A 15,980-nucleotide genomic window follows, 5' to 3' on the forward strand; every position below is an offset into this window, starting at 1 on the left:
GCAGGAATTCTCTCTCGTGTAAAGTTAACTGGCAATTTACTACTGCTGATGCTCGCATTAAATTGCTTCGTCTCTATCCGTCAATAACCCTTTGACTGTCTACTAGCCTCACAAAAAGACTTTCCCAAAAGCCACCTTCTGAGTCGTTGTAATAGGCATATTCTGATAATACGAAGGTAATAATCTTTACCCAGTTACGATTTTGAAGATCGCCCCACTTTGCATTTAATCTGTCAGTTGATACTGTGCCTAAGTCTGAAAAATTGGTTGCCAAGGCATCAAGGATGTCATTAACCGACTTTTTAGACAAGTTGTTATTTCCTAAAAATCTTGAGCCTTGAGGCTTTTGGCGATCGCGTAGTCCCTTTGAAATCTCCTCCCACACATATTTTGTATGTTCACAGCTACTAAAATTCATCTTGTTATCCCCCCAAATTTATATCTTCGAATATTCTAACCACATTAACATCAGTTAGGCGTGATTTTTTAAATAAAGTGTCCGTATACTTTAGTCGGTATAACTCTTGTATAATTTGATTTTCCGTGCAATTATCTGTTTATAGAAATTTACGGACAAAATTTGATTGATAAAGTATATCTAATAAATTTATGGCTATTCGTAAATAAATTTAGCATAGCTAAGTCTCTAAAAATTAATCATTAAAGTTTTTGCTCACAAATAATCACAAATAAAATGACAAGTAGATTGAAATCAGCAGAAATTACTGGTTCCTGCGCTCAGGTTTGGAATGGGGTGATTATTCCTAGTAATGGAGTTATCTCTGTCAAAATTGATGGCAATAATTTGAATGCTACGGTTAAGAGTGGATTAGAAAAGAAGGATTCGCGGACCAGAATTCAGAATATCGATAGTGTTGAGATTCATACTGCGCCGATATATCTGCTAATGGCGATCAGGATTGGTTTGGCTGTAGTTGGTCTAATTGGATGGATTGCGACTTTCTCGAATGGAAATTCACCGATGTTTGCCTTTGTGCTTTTATTGGCTGGGGTTGCATCTGTAGTCCTGTCAATTTTGAATAAGCAAAGATATATGGCTATTTATAGTTTGCGCTATACGATTGTGCTGTTTCTGAAGGGTTCGCCAGAGTTGTATCAGCAATTTGCAACAAGGGTTATGGCAGTGGCGGATAGTTTAAATCAGTCTGAGGTTTCTCAGTCTTAGTGTTCGGTTGATGTCATGTTTGGGTGTCGGTGACAGTTTGCATTTGCAGTCGATTGATTTAGCGATCGCGCTTTCCGATATTTATGAGGATGTGAGGTTATGACGGAATACAAAATAGTTCTCAAGCCTGTTTATTCTGAGACTGTAGAAACCCCAAAAGGGATTGAAATTCCTGACGGTTGGCGCTTGGCTTGGCATCAGTTAGAAACTTTTAAAGCTTTGCAAGATCCAGATATTGATGTGGTATTTAATACAGCGATGACTGGCGATGGTAAAAGCTTAGCGGCTTATTTAGGAGTCTTACAAGGCAATACTGAGGCGATCGCACTCTATCCAACTAATGAACTTGCCCGCGATCAAGAAAATCAAATCCGTAAATATGTGGAAGATTTTCAGACTAGAAATGAGCCTCGAATTGCAAGATTAAATAGTGCTGAATTAGAGTTATATGCAGAGAATGAAGGTATTAAAAAGTCGGCAGCGATCGCTACTCATGGAAGTCAACGCGAAATCTTAATTACCAATCCTGATATCTTTCATTATTTACATCGTGGCGCTTATCTAATGCCCAAAGATAGTCCTGACAAGCTTTGGGGCAGAATTGATAAGGATTTTAATCTATTTATTTTTGATGAATTTCATATATTCAGCGCTCCTCAGATAGCGAGTGTTCTCAATACAATTTTATTAATCAAGCGAACTAATAAGAAAGAAAAGAAATTCTTGTTTCTTTCTGCAACACCCGATAAAGATTTAATCGAAAGACTAGACAAGGCAAAATTGCGCTATAAATTAATCGATCCTAAAGCTTCAAATAAGTATCAATTTCCTGATACTGAAGGGCGATTTCAAGAACTAGAAAAGGATCAATGGCGACTGGTAACGAGAGCAATTACTTTGCACTTTGTGGCATTAGAGTCGGCAAATAAAGCATCTGAAACTTGGCTCAAAGATAATCTAACCCTAATTTTGCAGCATTTTTTAGAACATCGTGGGACAAAAGGCGCGATTATTCTTAATTCGATCGCCTCGGTAAAAAGGCTAACGCCTTTGTTTGCGGAAGTCTTTCAAAAGCATGGGTTAACGGTTGGCGAAAATACGGGTTTATCTAGCAAAACCGTTAAAGAGCGATCGCTTGCCTGTGATTTAGTTTTAGGAACTAGCACGATTGATGTGGGTGTGGACTTCAAGATTAATTTTTTGATTTTCGAGTCTGCGGATTCGGGTAGTTTTATTCAGCGTTTAGGCAGATTAGGAAGACATCAGGGTTATGTAAATGCTGATGGACAGGAAATAAAGTTTACTCAGTTTGTTGCCTACACCCTTGCACCTAATTATTTAATCGAGCGTTTATTTGAGAAAGCAGATTCGCCATTTACGACAAATGGAATTTACGATCGCGCCTTTTTGAGTGCCAACATTTACATGACTTATCGCAAAATCAACGATTTTAAAAATTATTACAGTCGATGGGGTGCTTTACAGTCTTTTGATTTGTATCGCAAGCTGGGACATAAGACGATTGCGCAACAATATGCTGCTAGTCGTGACCAATTTCGCGCTGATTGTGAGCAAGTATTTGGTGTGAGTTTGGGTAAGGTTGCAGGTAAGGTGAAAGCTTGTCAATTGGAATGGCAAGAGAAATTTAAGAAAGACAATGGCAATCCGATCGCTGAGGATGCTAGTAGTTTTCGGGGTTCGAGTCCGTTGCAATGTGGGCTATATGATATGACGGAGCCGAATGAAGGCGATCGCTTTAAGACATACGATTTGTCAGGCATCCTCAGTAATTTAGAGGTGGAGCCAATGACCGAGGCGGGATTTATGCGTCTGCTCAAGGAAACATCAGAGCGAACAGGTCAACCAATCCCTAAAAATCGCTTTGAGTATTGTATGGGCTTTATGAAGTTGTTGAGTTACAGGGAGGAGCGCTCTAACTGGAAATTTGCGTATAACGGCGACCTTAAAGAGGTTGCTGATAGTTGGAAAGTGCAAGTCCTTTCAGGGATTGGGGTCTGGCAACCAGATAACCGATGGATTGACAAAGTTAATGAACGTTTGAAAAAACAAGCGATCGTTGCTTATGTCCTCAATCATCCAGTTTCTGAAATAAAAGCAAGGTTACTATTGCCGATGCACTTTCAGATATATGGGATTTGTGACCAGCAAACTCTCCTCGATCCTGTGCCAAGTTATGCGATCGCTTTTGGGCAATCAGCTTTGTTACTTGACACATTGGCTTACACCTTTAAAAACAAAAAAGGAGGCGAAATATGGATCGCTTAGATACAAGCCCTGAAAGGGTTTCACGGATAATCCAAATAGGATTAAGAGTCAGAATAAATACATATACTGTTTTTCAATCCCGGAATTCGGGTTTAAGTAGCATGACTCTCATCTCAAGATTACATCATTTTAGACAAAAAATAATTCTCTGGTTACAGTATATGTATTTAACGTTTGTGTTATCTTGGTACTCATCAGCGCACAAGGTTATTTACAATGATCAACCCGCAAACGTCCCGAGATCTCCGCCAGCAAGGTATTGAGAGCTTTTTTGACCTGTTAACAACTGATCAAAGACAGTCTGATCCAAAATTTGAGCAACTAGAAAATCGATTGCAAGAATTAGAGCAAAAGGTTGAACGAAAGTTTCAAGATTACGAGCGCCAAATTAGTTTGTTGGTTAGTACAACTAATCGGGTAGTCAATGATTATGTTGATGTTTGTAGCAGAAATCAAGAACTTGAGTTCATGGTTAATCCCTATTCTTCAGATGGTGACGCTAACTGTAATTTCTAAGTGATCTTTAGCGATATTGCTTATTTCGCTTACCTCAAGCAGTGATTGTTAATGAACAACTTCAAATCCATAATTTAAAACAGCAAATAGCTAGTGAGATTCTCATATCACTGGCAAGGAGATAAATTTATGAGTGAAATCATTAATACACCTAATCGACCGCTATCTGAATTAAAACAACTTGTGCCAAATTTAGTTCAGGAGATTCCATTTTTGAAACTTCTAATTCTCTTTGGATCTAGATCAACAGAACAAAATCACGAGGATAGTGATTATGACTTTGCTTTGATCTATGACCGAGAGATTTATCAAGATTGGAAAACAAAAGGAGGCTCTTGGTTTGGTCTATATTCAATCTTTGAGAATATATTTGAACTTCCTAACGAAGCAGTCGATCTTGTCGATCTTAATCGATGCTCAGAGATACTGGCTCATGTAATTGCTTGTGATGGCAAGCTTCTGTATGAAAAGCGATCGGGTGAATATGATGAGTTTCTCAAGAGAAGTTTGATGAGTCATGAGCAGACAAAAAAAATGCGTCAGGAACAGCGTCAAAGTCTTGAACGTAAATTGCAGATGTTAGGCGTATGAAAGAGATTAATCCCGAAGTAGTTCGTCGTAAACTTGATGAAATTTTAGATTATATTAATGATCTGAAAAGCTTTGAAATGCTTTCACTGGAAGAGTTTTTGTCTGAACGGTATAGGCAATTCACAATAGAAAGAATTATGGAACTCATCGTCCAAGCAGCCATTGATATCAACAGATATTTGCTCAAGAAAAAAGGAGTAAATCCTAGTTCATTATCAAGCTATAAAACTTTTGTGGAAATTGGCAATCTTGGCATTATTACTGAATCATTAGCAGAAGTAATCAAGCAATCAATAGATACTCGCAATGCTCTAGCTCACAGATATGATGACATTTCGCCTGAAGAGGTATTTGCATAAATTGCAGATATTCTAGAGAAATATCCAATTTATGCAAGACAGGTTTCAACATTTCTTGAATCGCTAGATGAAAATCCTGAAGAGTCAATCTAAAACATATATCAATATCAGATTCCAATCATTTAGGTTTATTAAATTAAAATTGTGACTAAACAAAAAAAATTGAGTGAAGACGAGAACCAGTTATCAATCTTTAATAGTATTTCTATCTCAGAATCAACTAACTTATCGAATGATTCTCAAGACGATGAAGACTATCCAGAGATGGATTTGGATGAGATTGATACAGATGAGGATTTTGATGAGAAAAGCGATCGCATGATTGCGACAAAGCAAGAACTGCTGACATTAAAACTCATGCGAGAGGTGATCGCTGCTCAAAATCCTAACGATCCAGTGATGGCAGATTTTGCAGAATATGTATTGCCTAAGCTTTTGCCTGTTGTGGTTGGCGTGACTGCTAAAGGCGGTAAGTTTTTTGATGAACTCGATCGCCAAAATGAGGCAGATGGCAAAGCGAAAGTTCGGCGGGACAATGCTGCCGATCAGTCACTTGGCACACATTTATTAAATGGTCTATTCCCCGCAAATTTGATTGAACAGAGATTAGAGAAACTTAATACAACTGTTCGCAGAAAAATTAGAGAACTTGAACGCAGGCTGGTAATTGCAGGATTTATTTTGCATGACTTTGAAAAGTTCAATTACGAGCTATTTTCTGAAATGCCAGAGAAATATAAATCATCTAAGCGCGATCAAGATATTCGCAAACTCTCTTTAGATGAACATCGTGAAATCATTTCTATATTCGTAGTTGCTTTAGGTCTGAATCAATTTATTAGCAATGATTCTGAGCAGTGGAAAGAATATATAGACGATTTGCTTTGTATTGCTTACAACGCACAATGTCGATGGGATACAAACTGGAATTTCTCGGATTTTGGATTAAGCAATCTCAGGCTAGACGATCGCACATTACGCTGTCTCACCGATCTCACCTGTTTAGCTGATTCTTTGGCTTCAATTGTGAAACATCCTCAAGATGCTATCAAAACTAAGTTTAAGGAGCTAATGCACCAGCTTAGTGATGGACAGTTGCGATTTACCTATCACAGTATTTCTGAGAATCGTGGTGTACTTACAAACGTTGCTAATAACGCTTTGATGGATGCTCATGTTGATCTCAATACAAAAGAAAATCAATACTATGAGCCGCTTTTGTACTTGCCGACGGGTGTAATCTATCTCACTTTGCGAGATGCGCCACTAGTCCAAGTCGAAGGATTAAGCGATCGCGTGGTGGCGAAAATCAAAAAACTTTGTGCTGACCAATTGCGCGATCGGCAAGTTGGCTTTAGTCGTGGCAATGTGGGCATGAAGTTTGCTGACTATTACAATCTATTTTTTGATTTTGAAGAGTTTTTGCGTTTCTCAGTTGATGTAGTGATTAACAAAATTAAAACTAGCAAAGCCCCTGACAAAGCTAGTAATCTCGCCACATTTCAGCGCAAAGGATTTCTATCAGAAGATCTGAAATTTGATTTTAAAGAAGATCCGCGTATCGATCATCTTGCGGAACTTGGCGCTTTAGTTGTTAAACAACTTTGGGAAGATTATCTAGTCAAAGTTAAAGACTTGCGAAAACTTGATAAGAAATTACCCGCGCCCCGTGAATTAAATCTCACTCTGGCTTCTCTTGAGTTTCTAGGTTTAGAGGATTGCCGATCGCAAGTTGTTGAGCTTCAAGAACTGAAAAATACGGGCGGTATTGCCTATGAGTGGTACTACATCGCCGCCAAATATTTAGAATCTGACGCAGGTTTAGGCTCGTTAGATGTGCGGGATATTGGTTATAAGTTGGTTAATTATTTCATCGAATTAACTAAGCCAATTCGTGAACAGTATCAATTGCCTGACCCTTGGCAAGATTTAAAAGATTGGTGCGATCGCGTGGTGATGCTTCCTAGTCAAGAGGTTGAAGCCAATGTTGACCAAGTTGATATCTTCCTAAAAGAGCTAGATTTTTACAACGCAGCCAAAAAATCTGGACGAGGTAAACAAGCGATCTGCTCGATTTCCCATTCACCCTATACGGTGACAGAGCAAATGGAATCATCGGTGCTATTTACACCGCAAGTCTATACAAATAAACAAATGCTGGGCGGCTCGAATGCCAAGCGGAATATTTCTAGCATTGCAGGAATCGAGATTATGTTGCGGCAAATCTTGATGAATCAAACTCAAGCAGTCGGTAAGTCCTTTGAAGATGGGAAATATCGCTATCTCTATTTCTATCCAACTTATTACTTCACACCTGAAACGAATAAGTTCCTGCAAAAGGCTTATATGAATATTGCCCAAACCCGTTTTGATACCAGTCTTCGCAATCATTTTGTGTCCAAAGATTTACAGGCTGATTTTAGCTCAGCAAATTATCAAAGTGCAGATACTTTTTTGCTAGATGAAATAGGCGATCGCAAAGATCACACCTTTAAAATGAAATATCCCGAAGATCAGCCCATGACCTTCTATTTTATGGCAATGCCACCAAGTCGAGATGCTACCGATACGGAGTCATGGGTAATGCCGAGTTGGTTAGCCTTAGCTTTTCCGATGATTCTGGATGTGAAAACCGTTGTTTCTGAATCCCCAGTGCCGCCATTTATCGATGGTACAGAGTTTGAAGAAACCGTATTTCTCGATAGCGCTCCCCATGCCTTTCGAGTTCTCACTGGCGGCGATCGCTTCCGTTTAGATTACATTCTAGACGGTTGGCGAGATCCCACTGGTGGAGAGCATCCTGCGCCCCTGAATAAGCTCACAGCTGCCTATGCGATCCATCTTGATGTTAATGCTAAACAAAGTAAAGGAGGTTACGATGCGAATTGGGGGCGATTAACAGAACTAGCAAAAGACTTTGAAACCAGTCCGCTATATGTATTTGCCTATCTCAATAAATGGGTTCGCAATGCCAAAGTTGATGCTCCTAGCATCGCTAAAATCCAACTTTATACCTATAACTTCTATCCCTGTTTTGATGCTTACGCAAAACATTCTCCAAATTCGACGAATTCCATTAAACTAGAAATACAGGAGCAATCACCCTTGAATCATCCCCAAAAACTAACAGAACTCTATCGTCAGTTCTATCGTGCGAATAAGTCGTATAACCCCAAAGCCAACGCAGTCCTGAAACCAATCGATGTCGCTTCTAGCACAATCCTTAAAGCCGATCCTAGCTTTGAAGGTGAAGCATTAGTTCACGTTGTCGCCGCTGAAGTTTGCAAATTGATTGATCGCGTCCATGCTTCCACTGCCGAGGGGCGATGGATTCTCAAAGATCGCGAAGAGGAGCGCCAGAAGATTCTGGAGTTTGCCAATTATTTTGTGAAAGATGTATTTGTGGAGACTTTTAAAGGCGATCGCGCCCGTCTCGCAGGTCGGCAAATCAACTTGATTCGCGATACCTGTGAGTTCCTCTATCGACTTGCACAGGATCAAGAAAATCAGGAGCGTAAAACCAAAGGTGAAGCAATCGAAGAACCTGAAAATGACGATCAAGACTAGCTCTTTTTAACTACTCATTACCAATTAACCATCACTTTAGGAAATTTAATCATGACATTGCTCAAATCCATCGAATCCAAATTCTTTCATTCTGAAATTCCTTACAAGCCAATGGGAAAATATGTTCATTTTCTAACTGTGCGCGTGACTGAATCCTATCCACTATTTCAAACTGATGGCGAATTGAACAAGGCGAGAGTCAGTGCAGGGCTTAAAAATGAAAATAGGACTCCCATCAGTCGGCTTGCTATGTTTAAGCGTAAGCAATCCACACCTGAGCGCTTAGTCGGTCGTGAATTGTTACGCAACTATGGATTCATGACTGCCGAAGAGTGCGAATACAATGTTAAATTTGCGATGAACAATCCTGATTGCATCATCTATGGTTTTGCGATCGGTGATTCTGGCTCGGAAAAATCTAAGGTTGTAGTTGATACTGCTTTCTCAATTACCCCATTTGATGAGTCTCACGAAACCTTTACGCTGAATGCTCCCTATGAAAACGGCACAATGGCTTCAAAAGGTGAAGTCGGCTCTGAAGTTGGCAAAATCACTAGTCGGATTAATCAACAAGATCACATTCGTCCACAAGTGTTTTTCCCTAGCATTGTCACTCTGAAAGATCCCACCGAAGCAGGATTTCTCTATGTCTTCAACAACATTTTGCGAACTCGTCATTATGGAGCGCAAACGACTCGCACTGGTCGCGTGCGTAATGAATTGATTGGTGTCGTGTTTGCTGATGGTGAAATTACTAGCAATTTGCAATGGACACAGGCAATTTACGATCGCATCCCCACTGACATTCTGCAATCAATTGATCCATTGAGTGAGGATTTGGTTTTGGACAATGCTAAAGAAGCGATCGCCGAATTGTTAGCCGATGAATTTACTGTACATCATGATTTTATCGGTACAAATTTTGATGCTTTATTGAATGAAGTCAAAGCACTGACCACCAGCGAAGAAGGGATCAAGGCGATTTTGCAAAAAGCTGATGATGAGGCAAAAGCCTACGCCGCAGTGCATATCGCAAAGCCCAAAAAGACTGACGACAAGGAAAAGAAACCTGCGAAGGCAAAGTAACCATGACACACATCTATCGTTGTGAGCTTGAGCTACATGACATGCTCTACTTTGCCACCCGTGAGATCGGGCGCTTGTATGAAACCGAAGCGATCATTCATAACTACGCCCTTTGCTATGCCTTGGGACTAGTTGATAGCGATCGCTACGGTACGAAAGTATCCGAAGAACATGAATATCGCTACTTTTGCCGCGAACAAGTTCCGATGTATGAGGAGCATTTGAGCAAACTCAATGAGGTGGGAATCTATGTCACCCCTGCGCGATCGCTGCAACATACTTCTGTGTTGCATACATGGAAATATGCCAATAATAACTATCACGTTGAGATGGAAAAGACTAAGACTAATATTCCTAGCTTTGGCAGAGCTAAGGAAATCGCGCCCGAAAGTGCTTTTGAGTTTTTCATCTTGTCTCAAAATCCTTTACCTAAACTTTCTAAATGGATTCGTTTGGGTAAATGGATGAGTAAAGCTGAGTTAATAGTCAAAGAGCTAGATAAAGTTAAGCAGGGAAATGGAGATTTTATATTTCCTTATCCCCTCAATCCCCTTGATGTGATGTTTACTCACCAAGTCTTGAGCTATGACACCGTAAATATGCCGCCCGTTAGTCTGATTCGCAATGTCAGTATAAACGGACATTTTTATGATGTTGACGGCTTCAAAATCCCTGCTCGTATGGAGTATCGCTTTAAGGTATAGGAACAACTATGACAATTTACTTAATTCGCGATCGCGCTACTAAAGAACAAATTGACGAAATGCTGCAAGAACTTGGTGAATATATCAAGTTAGCCGTCGATATTGAACGTGGAATTTTAGCAGGTGGCGGTGAATTTCATGCTGACTGTGAGAGCGTTTTGCTAGAAGATGGTAGTGAACAACAAAATATTTGGGGAGCCGATTGGTATCCAGATGCTCAAGAGGTAACTTATGAATCTCTAATTAATATTCGTCCAAAACAGGGAAATAGAACACTAGAGGTTCTATTTCCAGACGTTCGTGTAAAAATCGAAGAAATTGCCAAAAATCTATTGAGTAACCTATGAAAGATTGGAATACATTAAAAGCAAGATATTTAAGTGATTTGCTCCCCAACCGCTTAGGTGGACTATCAGCAAATCTAGCTCGAATCAAAACCTTGACAGGTAAGGCAATCAGCCAAAATACTATTGAATACTTGATCAGAGAAAGCAAGTTTTTCATCGAATGGACGGCTAACGATGCTGACATCGACACGGCTGGTGAACTGGTGGAATTGCAAATTCAGCTTGCACTGTGGCAATTGCGCTGGAAAACTATCTGGGCAGATCCAGCGCAACGAATGGAAGTTGCAGCACAAGCACAGATCTGGTCAGATCGGATTTTAGAGCGATCAGGGCTTTTGGACTAGCTACCAAACCCCCTACGCTTTCTCTTCGGTTTTGCTGCCGATCGCCTTGTACCACTATTAGTAATTGCCAAAGCCAAACTCCGCTTTCTCTGATATTGCTGAATGCTATCCGTTAAAGGATGACTTGGATCAAACTTGAGATGAGTAATGGAAATAATAGTTTGTTTCTCATTGTCAGCAGAAGAAATAGTACAAAGAATTCCGCCCATATCTCCTGAATAAAGTAGCTTCTCAATTGCAAAAACTTTATCTTTAGTTAGCTCTAGGTCAGGCAATTGTTGTTGTAAACCCTTTATTCCATGGTCTGTAAAACGGACAGAGATTGGTAGACTCGCCTCCATCTCTAAAAAAAGTTGGCGTGTTTCTACTGGATCATCAATAGTTGATGAAGCCAGCATTTTTTCGGTCATGTCATCCATAGTTTTGGGGTGATTGGTGATTGGTCATTATCCAAAGAGTAAAAATTTATGCCTCATAGCCTCGTAGTTAATTTTATGCCGAAAACACCGATTTACCCTGAATATCTAACAGGACGGCATATTCACGCACTTTTTTTAACCTTAGTTAGCTCTGTAGATCAAGAATTAGGCGATCGCCTTCATAGTGAGAAAGCAAATAAAGGGTTTGGGTTGAGTCCAATTCAATTGGCGACTAGAGATCGGCGATTAGCTGTTAGCTCTGACCAGAACTTTAGCAAACCCAATCTAAAAAAAGCTAAAAGCCAACAGCTAAAAGCTAAAAGCCTCTCTTGGCACAATCAAGAAATCCCCACCTCAACTCCCTGCTGGTGGCGCATCACGCTATTAGATGAGGTTTTATTTAGCAAACTTACTGGACTCTGGCTCAATCTCAATCCCGATCGCGCCTTTCACCTTGGTTCTGCTGACCTCTATATTACCAGTATTCTCGGCACACCCCAATCAAATCAACCTTGGGCAAATTTCGCCACCTATCAGCAAATCTACGATCGCGCCTCAGATACAGAAAAAATGATCGCCTTTCACCTTGCCACTCCCACCGCTTTCCGTCAGGGTAAATACGATTCACCATTACCCACTCGCGACAATGTATTTAAAAGCCTATGCGATCGCTGGAACACCTATAGCGAAATCCCAATTAATCCTGAAATTATCGAATATATTTTTCCCAGTAAATTTGACATCAAGACAGAAGTTGTCAAGAACTATGACACCCATAGTTTTATCGGTTGTGTCGGTGAGATTGGTTATCGAATTCTTGGTGATGCCTCACCAGATACAATCAAACAAATTAATGCCCTAGCAGACTTTGCAATGTTTGCAGGAATTGGACGCAAAACCACAATGGGAATGGGAATAGCGAGACGAGTATGAATGAGCCAATCCCCATCGCCGCTTTAAACCAATATGCCTACTGCCCTCATCGATGTTGGCGGATGTTTTGTGCAGGAGAATTTGTCGAAAATCATTACACGATTGAGGGGACAGATTTACATCAGCGCGTGCATACGGTTGGCGAAAATCAACGGGAGGAGACATGGCAAGTCAGGGCGATCTGGTTAAAGTCGGAACAATACGGATTGATCGGCAAGTCGGATTTGATTGAAGAAGTTGATGGTAATCTCTATCCTATTGAATACAAACGCGGTCACAAAGGGGAATGGGATAACGATGCGATGCAAGTGGTGGCTCAGGCGCTCTGCTTAGAAGAGATGACGGGTAAAACGATTACTAAGGGCTATGTTTATTATGCTCAAACGCACCAGAGACAAGAGATTGAGATTACATCTGAGTTGCGGAATGAGGCGATCACGGCAATTACCGAGATCTCGCAAATGATGGAAACTGGCAAAATGCCTCCTGCAATCTATGGCAATCGTTGCAAAGGTTGCAGTCTGTTTACTCAGTGTGTACCGATGGCGAAGGAAAAGGTTAGTAAATATAAGGAAGGAGCTTAAAAACAATGGGAACGGTTTATGTAAGTCAAGATGACTCGTTTATTGGCAAGACCGATGAACGTTTAACGGTGAAGGCTGAGAAAAAACAAATTCTAGATGTACCGTTAATCAAAATTGATGGATTAGTAATCCTCGGTCGTGCCACAATTTCTCCTGCGGCGGTGATAGAACTGTTGGAGCGCAAAATCCCGATGTCTTTTATGACAGGAACGGGGCGCTTTCTCGGTCGTTTGGAACCTGAGTTAACTAAGAATATTTTTGTGCGGCGATCGCAGTGGGCAGCGGATGGCGAAACACCAAAGGCAATTCATATAGTGCAAGCCTTTGTGCGCGGTAAGTTAAAAAATTATCGTGGGTCATTGATGCGGCATATGCGGGATTATCCTGATAATGACTTGCAAAAGGCGATTGATGCTCTCGAACGGGCGATCGATTCGATTAGTCTGCATCAAGAAATTCCCAGTTTGCGGGGTGTGGAGGGACATGGCAGCGCTGTTTATTGGCAAGCCTTCCCCAAATTAATTCGCGCTGATGGTTTTAGCTTTACGACTCGCAACCGCCGTCCACCGAATGATCCTGTGAATGCAATGTTGAGTTTTGGCTATTCTCTATTACGTCATGATGTGCAGGGAGCATTAAATATTGTCGGTTTCGATCCCTATCTTGGCTATTTGCATACGGAGCGCTATGGTCGCCCCAGTCTTGCTCTTGACCTAATGGAAGAGTTTCGCCCCTTGATTGTTGATGCGATCGTGTTGTCGGCAATTAATCGTAAGGCGATCGCGCCCAAAGATTTTACTTCTGAACCTTTGAGCAAGGCGATTTCTCTATCTAATGAGGCGAGAAAAGTTTTCTTAACGCTGTACGAGCAGAAGAAACAGTCAGAATTTAAGCATCCTGTAATGGGGTGTAAATGTACTTATCAAGAGGCTTTTGAGCTTCAGGCTAGGCTTTTAGCTAAGTATCTAATGGATGAGATAGATAAGTATCCTCCTTTGGTGATGAAGTAATGTTCCTAGTTATTTCCTACGATATCTCTGAGGATAAGCGCCGTACTAAGATTCATAAGATACTCAAGTCCTATGGGCAATGGATGCAGTTTAGTGTGTTTGAGTGTGAGCTGACGGATGCTCAATATGCCAAACTGCGATCGCGTTTGAGTAAGTTAATCAAGCCTGATGAGGATAGTATCCGTTTTTATACGCTATGTGCTTGCTGTCAGCCTAAAATAGAACGTATTGGCGGTGAACAGGTGCGGGATAATACAATATTTTTCGCTTGATTTCTGGTTCATTGGTTGCGCGAGTTGGTGGATGTTTTTTTAATAGTATGCAATTTGGTATTTTACAAGTCTTGGTAGGTATGTTTTTGAGGGTGATCGGGCGAGTTGGTCGATTCGCGCAAGTCTGGAATGTTTTGGTAAATATAGTTTTGTATTGGTTGGTGGAAGTTGTAAAACCTGTTCAGCAGGTTCAAATCTGCTACAATTTGTATGCTTCGCGCAAATGCACCTTGAAAACTAAATATGATATACTTCACAAGCGCGGGCGGCTTCAAAGCCTCTGAAACCCTTTTAGGGATTGAAACTACTACTGGTAACTCTGCATCCATGATCGCCACCAAGCTTCAAAGCCTCTGAAACCCTTTTAGGGATTGAAACAAGCTGTATTAAGATGTTTTTAGAGACATTTGGATGCTTCAAAGCCTCTGAAACCCTTTTAGGGATTGAAACACTTTCATAATTTGGGCAATCTGTTCATACTTCCGACCTGGCTTCAAAGCCTCTGAAACCCTTTTAGGGATTGAAACCTAGTAGAGAATTGATTGGATAGGCGATCGCTACGCTTCAAAGCCTCTGAAACCCTTTTAGGGATTGAAACCTCACGATATCCCGCTTATACGCGACAGGGAAGAGGAAAGCTTCAAAGCCTCTGAAACCCTTTTAGGGATTGAAACCAATTGCATACAGCGCTTCGGAAACAGTTCCTAGCTTCAAAGCCTCTGAAACCCTTTTAGGGATTGAAACTATAAAAAAGATTTTCGCCAAGTTGTTTGGAAATGCTTCAAAGCCTCTGAAACCCTTTTAGGGATTGAAACAAAATTGCCATGGCAAATATATTTCAGAAGATTTAGCTTCAAAGCCTCTGAAACCCTTTTAGGGATTGAAACAGTGGAATGAATTAGTGCAGTGGCGCAAAGCGATGCTTCAAAGCCTCTGAAACCCTTTTAGGGATTGAAACTAATAAATGCTATTCAGACTTAGAGCTAAAGCTATTGCTTCAAAGCCTCTGAAACCCTTTTAGGGATTGAAACTCGTCGGAAGCCGACGATCACTCGTGTTGCGGCTGCTTCAAAGCCTCTGAAACCCTTTTAGGGATTGAAACATGAGGATGCTATCAAGCAACTCATGCTGATTGGCAAGTGCGCTTCAAAGCCTCTGAAACCCTTTTAGGGATTGAAACATGACCCAAAGATTAGTGGCTACATCAACTAAATCTATACAGCTTCAAAGCCTCTGAAACCCTTTTAGGGATTGAAACTAAGTGCGATCGCCTCCACATTGCCCTTGATTCGGCTTCAAAGCCTCTGAAACCCTTTTAGGGATTGAAACAGCCAGTAAGACAGGTGAGACGGCGGTGCGATGCGGCTTCAAAGCCTCTGAAACCCTTTTAGGGATTGAAACGTAAGTGACGGTTGCTTCTTCTGCGAATGTGGTTCGCTTCAAAGCCTCTGAAACCCTTTTAGGGATTGAAACCAGATATCGCGTATTGCTGCTAGACATTACATCCGCTTCAAAGCCTCTGAAACCCTTTTAGGGATTGAAACTAAAGCCATCAACTCTGATTTCAAAATGTCTATCTGCTTCAAAGCCTCTGAAACCCTTTTAGGGATTGAAACACTGCCATATAAACTCCATCCCACCAGTACAATCCGCGCTTCAAAGCCTCTGAAACCCTTTTAGGGATTGAAACGGGTCTAAGCCTATGGTAGCGACTAAGATGAAGGTGCTTCAAAGCCTCTGAAACCCTTTTAGGGATTGAAACACTGTTTCGGCTCT

At 40.9% G+C, this 15,980-nt stretch carries 16 protein-coding genes and 1 CRISPR repeat array; of the genes, 14 read left to right on the plus strand and 2 right to left on the minus strand.

Translation table 11 applies throughout. The features are described 5' to 3' along the window. Window positions 1-73 precede the first annotated feature (73 nt). Window positions 74-418 carry a hypothetical protein gene (locus tag B9G53_RS24560; RefSeq protein ID WP_094536059.1) on the minus strand — a complete coding sequence of 115 codons (345 nt, stop codon included), beginning with the start codon at window positions 416-418 and terminating at the stop codon, window positions 74-76. 276 nt (window positions 419-694) lie between these two features. Between B9G53_RS24560 and B9G53_RS24565 the strand changes: the two genes are divergently transcribed. The 10 genes from B9G53_RS24565 (at window position 695) to B9G53_RS24610 (ending at window position 10,986) form a co-directional block, all read left to right on the plus strand. Beyond that, window positions 695-1,186 (plus strand): hypothetical protein, encoded by a 492-nt coding sequence (locus B9G53_RS24565; RefSeq protein WP_094536060.1) that lies wholly within the window; start codon window positions 695-697, stop codon window positions 1,184-1,186. Window positions 1,187-1,285: 99 nt separating this feature from the next. Further along, on the plus strand, window positions 1,286-3,472 hold the full coding sequence (cas3, locus tag B9G53_RS24570) for a type I-D CRISPR-associated helicase Cas3' (RefSeq protein ID WP_094536061.1): 2,187 nt from the start codon (window positions 1,286-1,288) through the stop codon (window positions 3,470-3,472). Between the two features lie 216 nt (window positions 3,473-3,688). After that, a complete protein-coding gene (locus tag B9G53_RS24575; RefSeq protein WP_094536062.1) occupies window positions 3,689-3,988 on the plus strand; it encodes a hypothetical protein in 300 nt (99 codons plus the stop codon). A 129-nt stretch (window positions 3,989-4,117) separates the two neighbouring features. Further along, window positions 4,118-4,579 carry a nucleotidyltransferase domain-containing protein gene (locus tag B9G53_RS24580; RefSeq protein WP_094536063.1) on the plus strand — a complete coding sequence of 154 codons (462 nt, stop codon included), beginning with the start codon at window positions 4,118-4,120 and terminating at the stop codon, window positions 4,577-4,579. After that, complete coding sequence (locus B9G53_RS24585; RefSeq protein ID WP_094536064.1) at window positions 4,576-4,938, plus strand: DUF86 domain-containing protein; 363 nt, start codon at window positions 4,576-4,578, stop codon at window positions 4,936-4,938. Before B9G53_RS24580 ends, B9G53_RS24585 begins: the two co-directional genes overlap by 4 nt. Before the next feature lie 141 nt (window positions 4,939-5,079). Further along, the gene (cas10d, locus tag B9G53_RS24590) at window positions 5,080-8,505 is read left to right on the plus strand and encodes a type I-D CRISPR-associated protein Cas10d/Csc3 (RefSeq protein ID WP_094536065.1); all 3,426 of its coding nucleotides are present in this window, start codon (window positions 5,080-5,082) and stop codon (window positions 8,503-8,505) included. A 51-nt stretch (window positions 8,506-8,556) separates the two neighbouring features. Next, window positions 8,557-9,591 carry a type I-D CRISPR-associated protein Cas7/Csc2 gene (gene cas7d / locus B9G53_RS24595; RefSeq protein ID WP_094536066.1) on the plus strand — a complete coding sequence of 345 codons (1,035 nt, stop codon included), beginning with the start codon at window positions 8,557-8,559 and terminating at the stop codon, window positions 9,589-9,591. Between the two features lie 2 nt (window positions 9,592-9,593). Then, window positions 9,594-10,295, plus strand: a complete 702-nt coding sequence (cas5d, locus tag B9G53_RS24600; protein WP_094536067.1) for a type I-D CRISPR-associated protein Cas5/Csc1 — start codon at window positions 9,594-9,596, stop codon at window positions 10,293-10,295. 8 nt (window positions 10,296-10,303) lie between these two features. Further along, on the plus strand, window positions 10,304-10,642 hold the full coding sequence (locus B9G53_RS24605; RefSeq protein ID WP_094536068.1) for a DUF5674 family protein: 339 nt from the start codon (window positions 10,304-10,306) through the stop codon (window positions 10,640-10,642). Beyond that, window positions 10,639-10,986 carry a hypothetical protein gene (locus B9G53_RS24610; protein WP_094536069.1) on the plus strand — a complete coding sequence of 116 codons (348 nt, stop codon included), beginning with the start codon at window positions 10,639-10,641 and terminating at the stop codon, window positions 10,984-10,986. Before B9G53_RS24605 ends, B9G53_RS24610 begins: the two co-directional genes overlap by 4 nt. Here the strand turns inward: B9G53_RS24610 and B9G53_RS24615 are convergent. After that, the gene (locus B9G53_RS24615) at window positions 10,983-11,405 is read right to left on the minus strand and encodes a hypothetical protein (protein ID WP_094536070.1); all 423 of its coding nucleotides are present in this window, start codon (window positions 11,403-11,405) and stop codon (window positions 10,983-10,985) included. The genes B9G53_RS24610 and B9G53_RS24615 overlap by 4 nt on opposite strands. Before the next feature lie 48 nt (window positions 11,406-11,453). On the opposite strand from B9G53_RS24615, the gene cas6 reads away from it, so the two are divergent. Genes cas6 through cas2 form a run of 4 tightly spaced genes read left to right on the plus strand, consistent with a single transcriptional unit; the run spans window position 11,454 to window position 14,204 of the window. After that, on the plus strand, window positions 11,454-12,338 hold the full coding sequence (cas6, locus tag B9G53_RS24620; RefSeq protein ID WP_094536071.1) for a CRISPR-associated endoribonuclease Cas6: 885 nt from the start codon (window positions 11,454-11,456) through the stop codon (window positions 12,336-12,338). Continuing rightward, window positions 12,335-12,922: a CRISPR-associated protein Cas4 gene (cas4, locus tag B9G53_RS24625; protein WP_094536072.1), complete on the plus strand. Its 588-nt coding sequence runs from the start codon at window positions 12,335-12,337 to the stop codon at window positions 12,920-12,922. The genes cas6 and cas4 overlap by 4 nt, the downstream gene beginning before the upstream one ends. A 5-nt stretch (window positions 12,923-12,927) precedes the next feature. Continuing rightward, a complete protein-coding gene (gene cas1d / locus B9G53_RS24630) occupies window positions 12,928-13,932 on the plus strand; it encodes a type I-D CRISPR-associated endonuclease Cas1d (RefSeq protein WP_094536073.1) in 1,005 nt (334 codons plus the stop codon). Beyond that, window positions 13,932-14,204: a CRISPR-associated endonuclease Cas2 gene (gene cas2, locus B9G53_RS24635; RefSeq protein ID WP_094536074.1), complete on the plus strand. Its 273-nt coding sequence runs from the start codon at window positions 13,932-13,934 to the stop codon at window positions 14,202-14,204. The genes cas1d and cas2 overlap by 1 nt, the downstream gene beginning before the upstream one ends. A gap of 268 nt (window positions 14,205-14,472) precedes the next feature. Next, a CRISPR array of direct repeats spans window positions 14,473-15,966; the repeat unit is 37 nt; unit sequence GCTTCAAAGCCTCTGAAACCCTTTTAGGGATTGAAAC. The last annotated feature ends 14 nt before the right edge of the window (window positions 15,967-15,980 follow it).

It is taken from the genome of Pseudanabaena sp. SR411, from assembly GCF_002251945.1.
Lineage (GTDB): Bacteria > Cyanobacteriota > Cyanobacteriia > Pseudanabaenales > Pseudanabaenaceae > Pseudanabaena.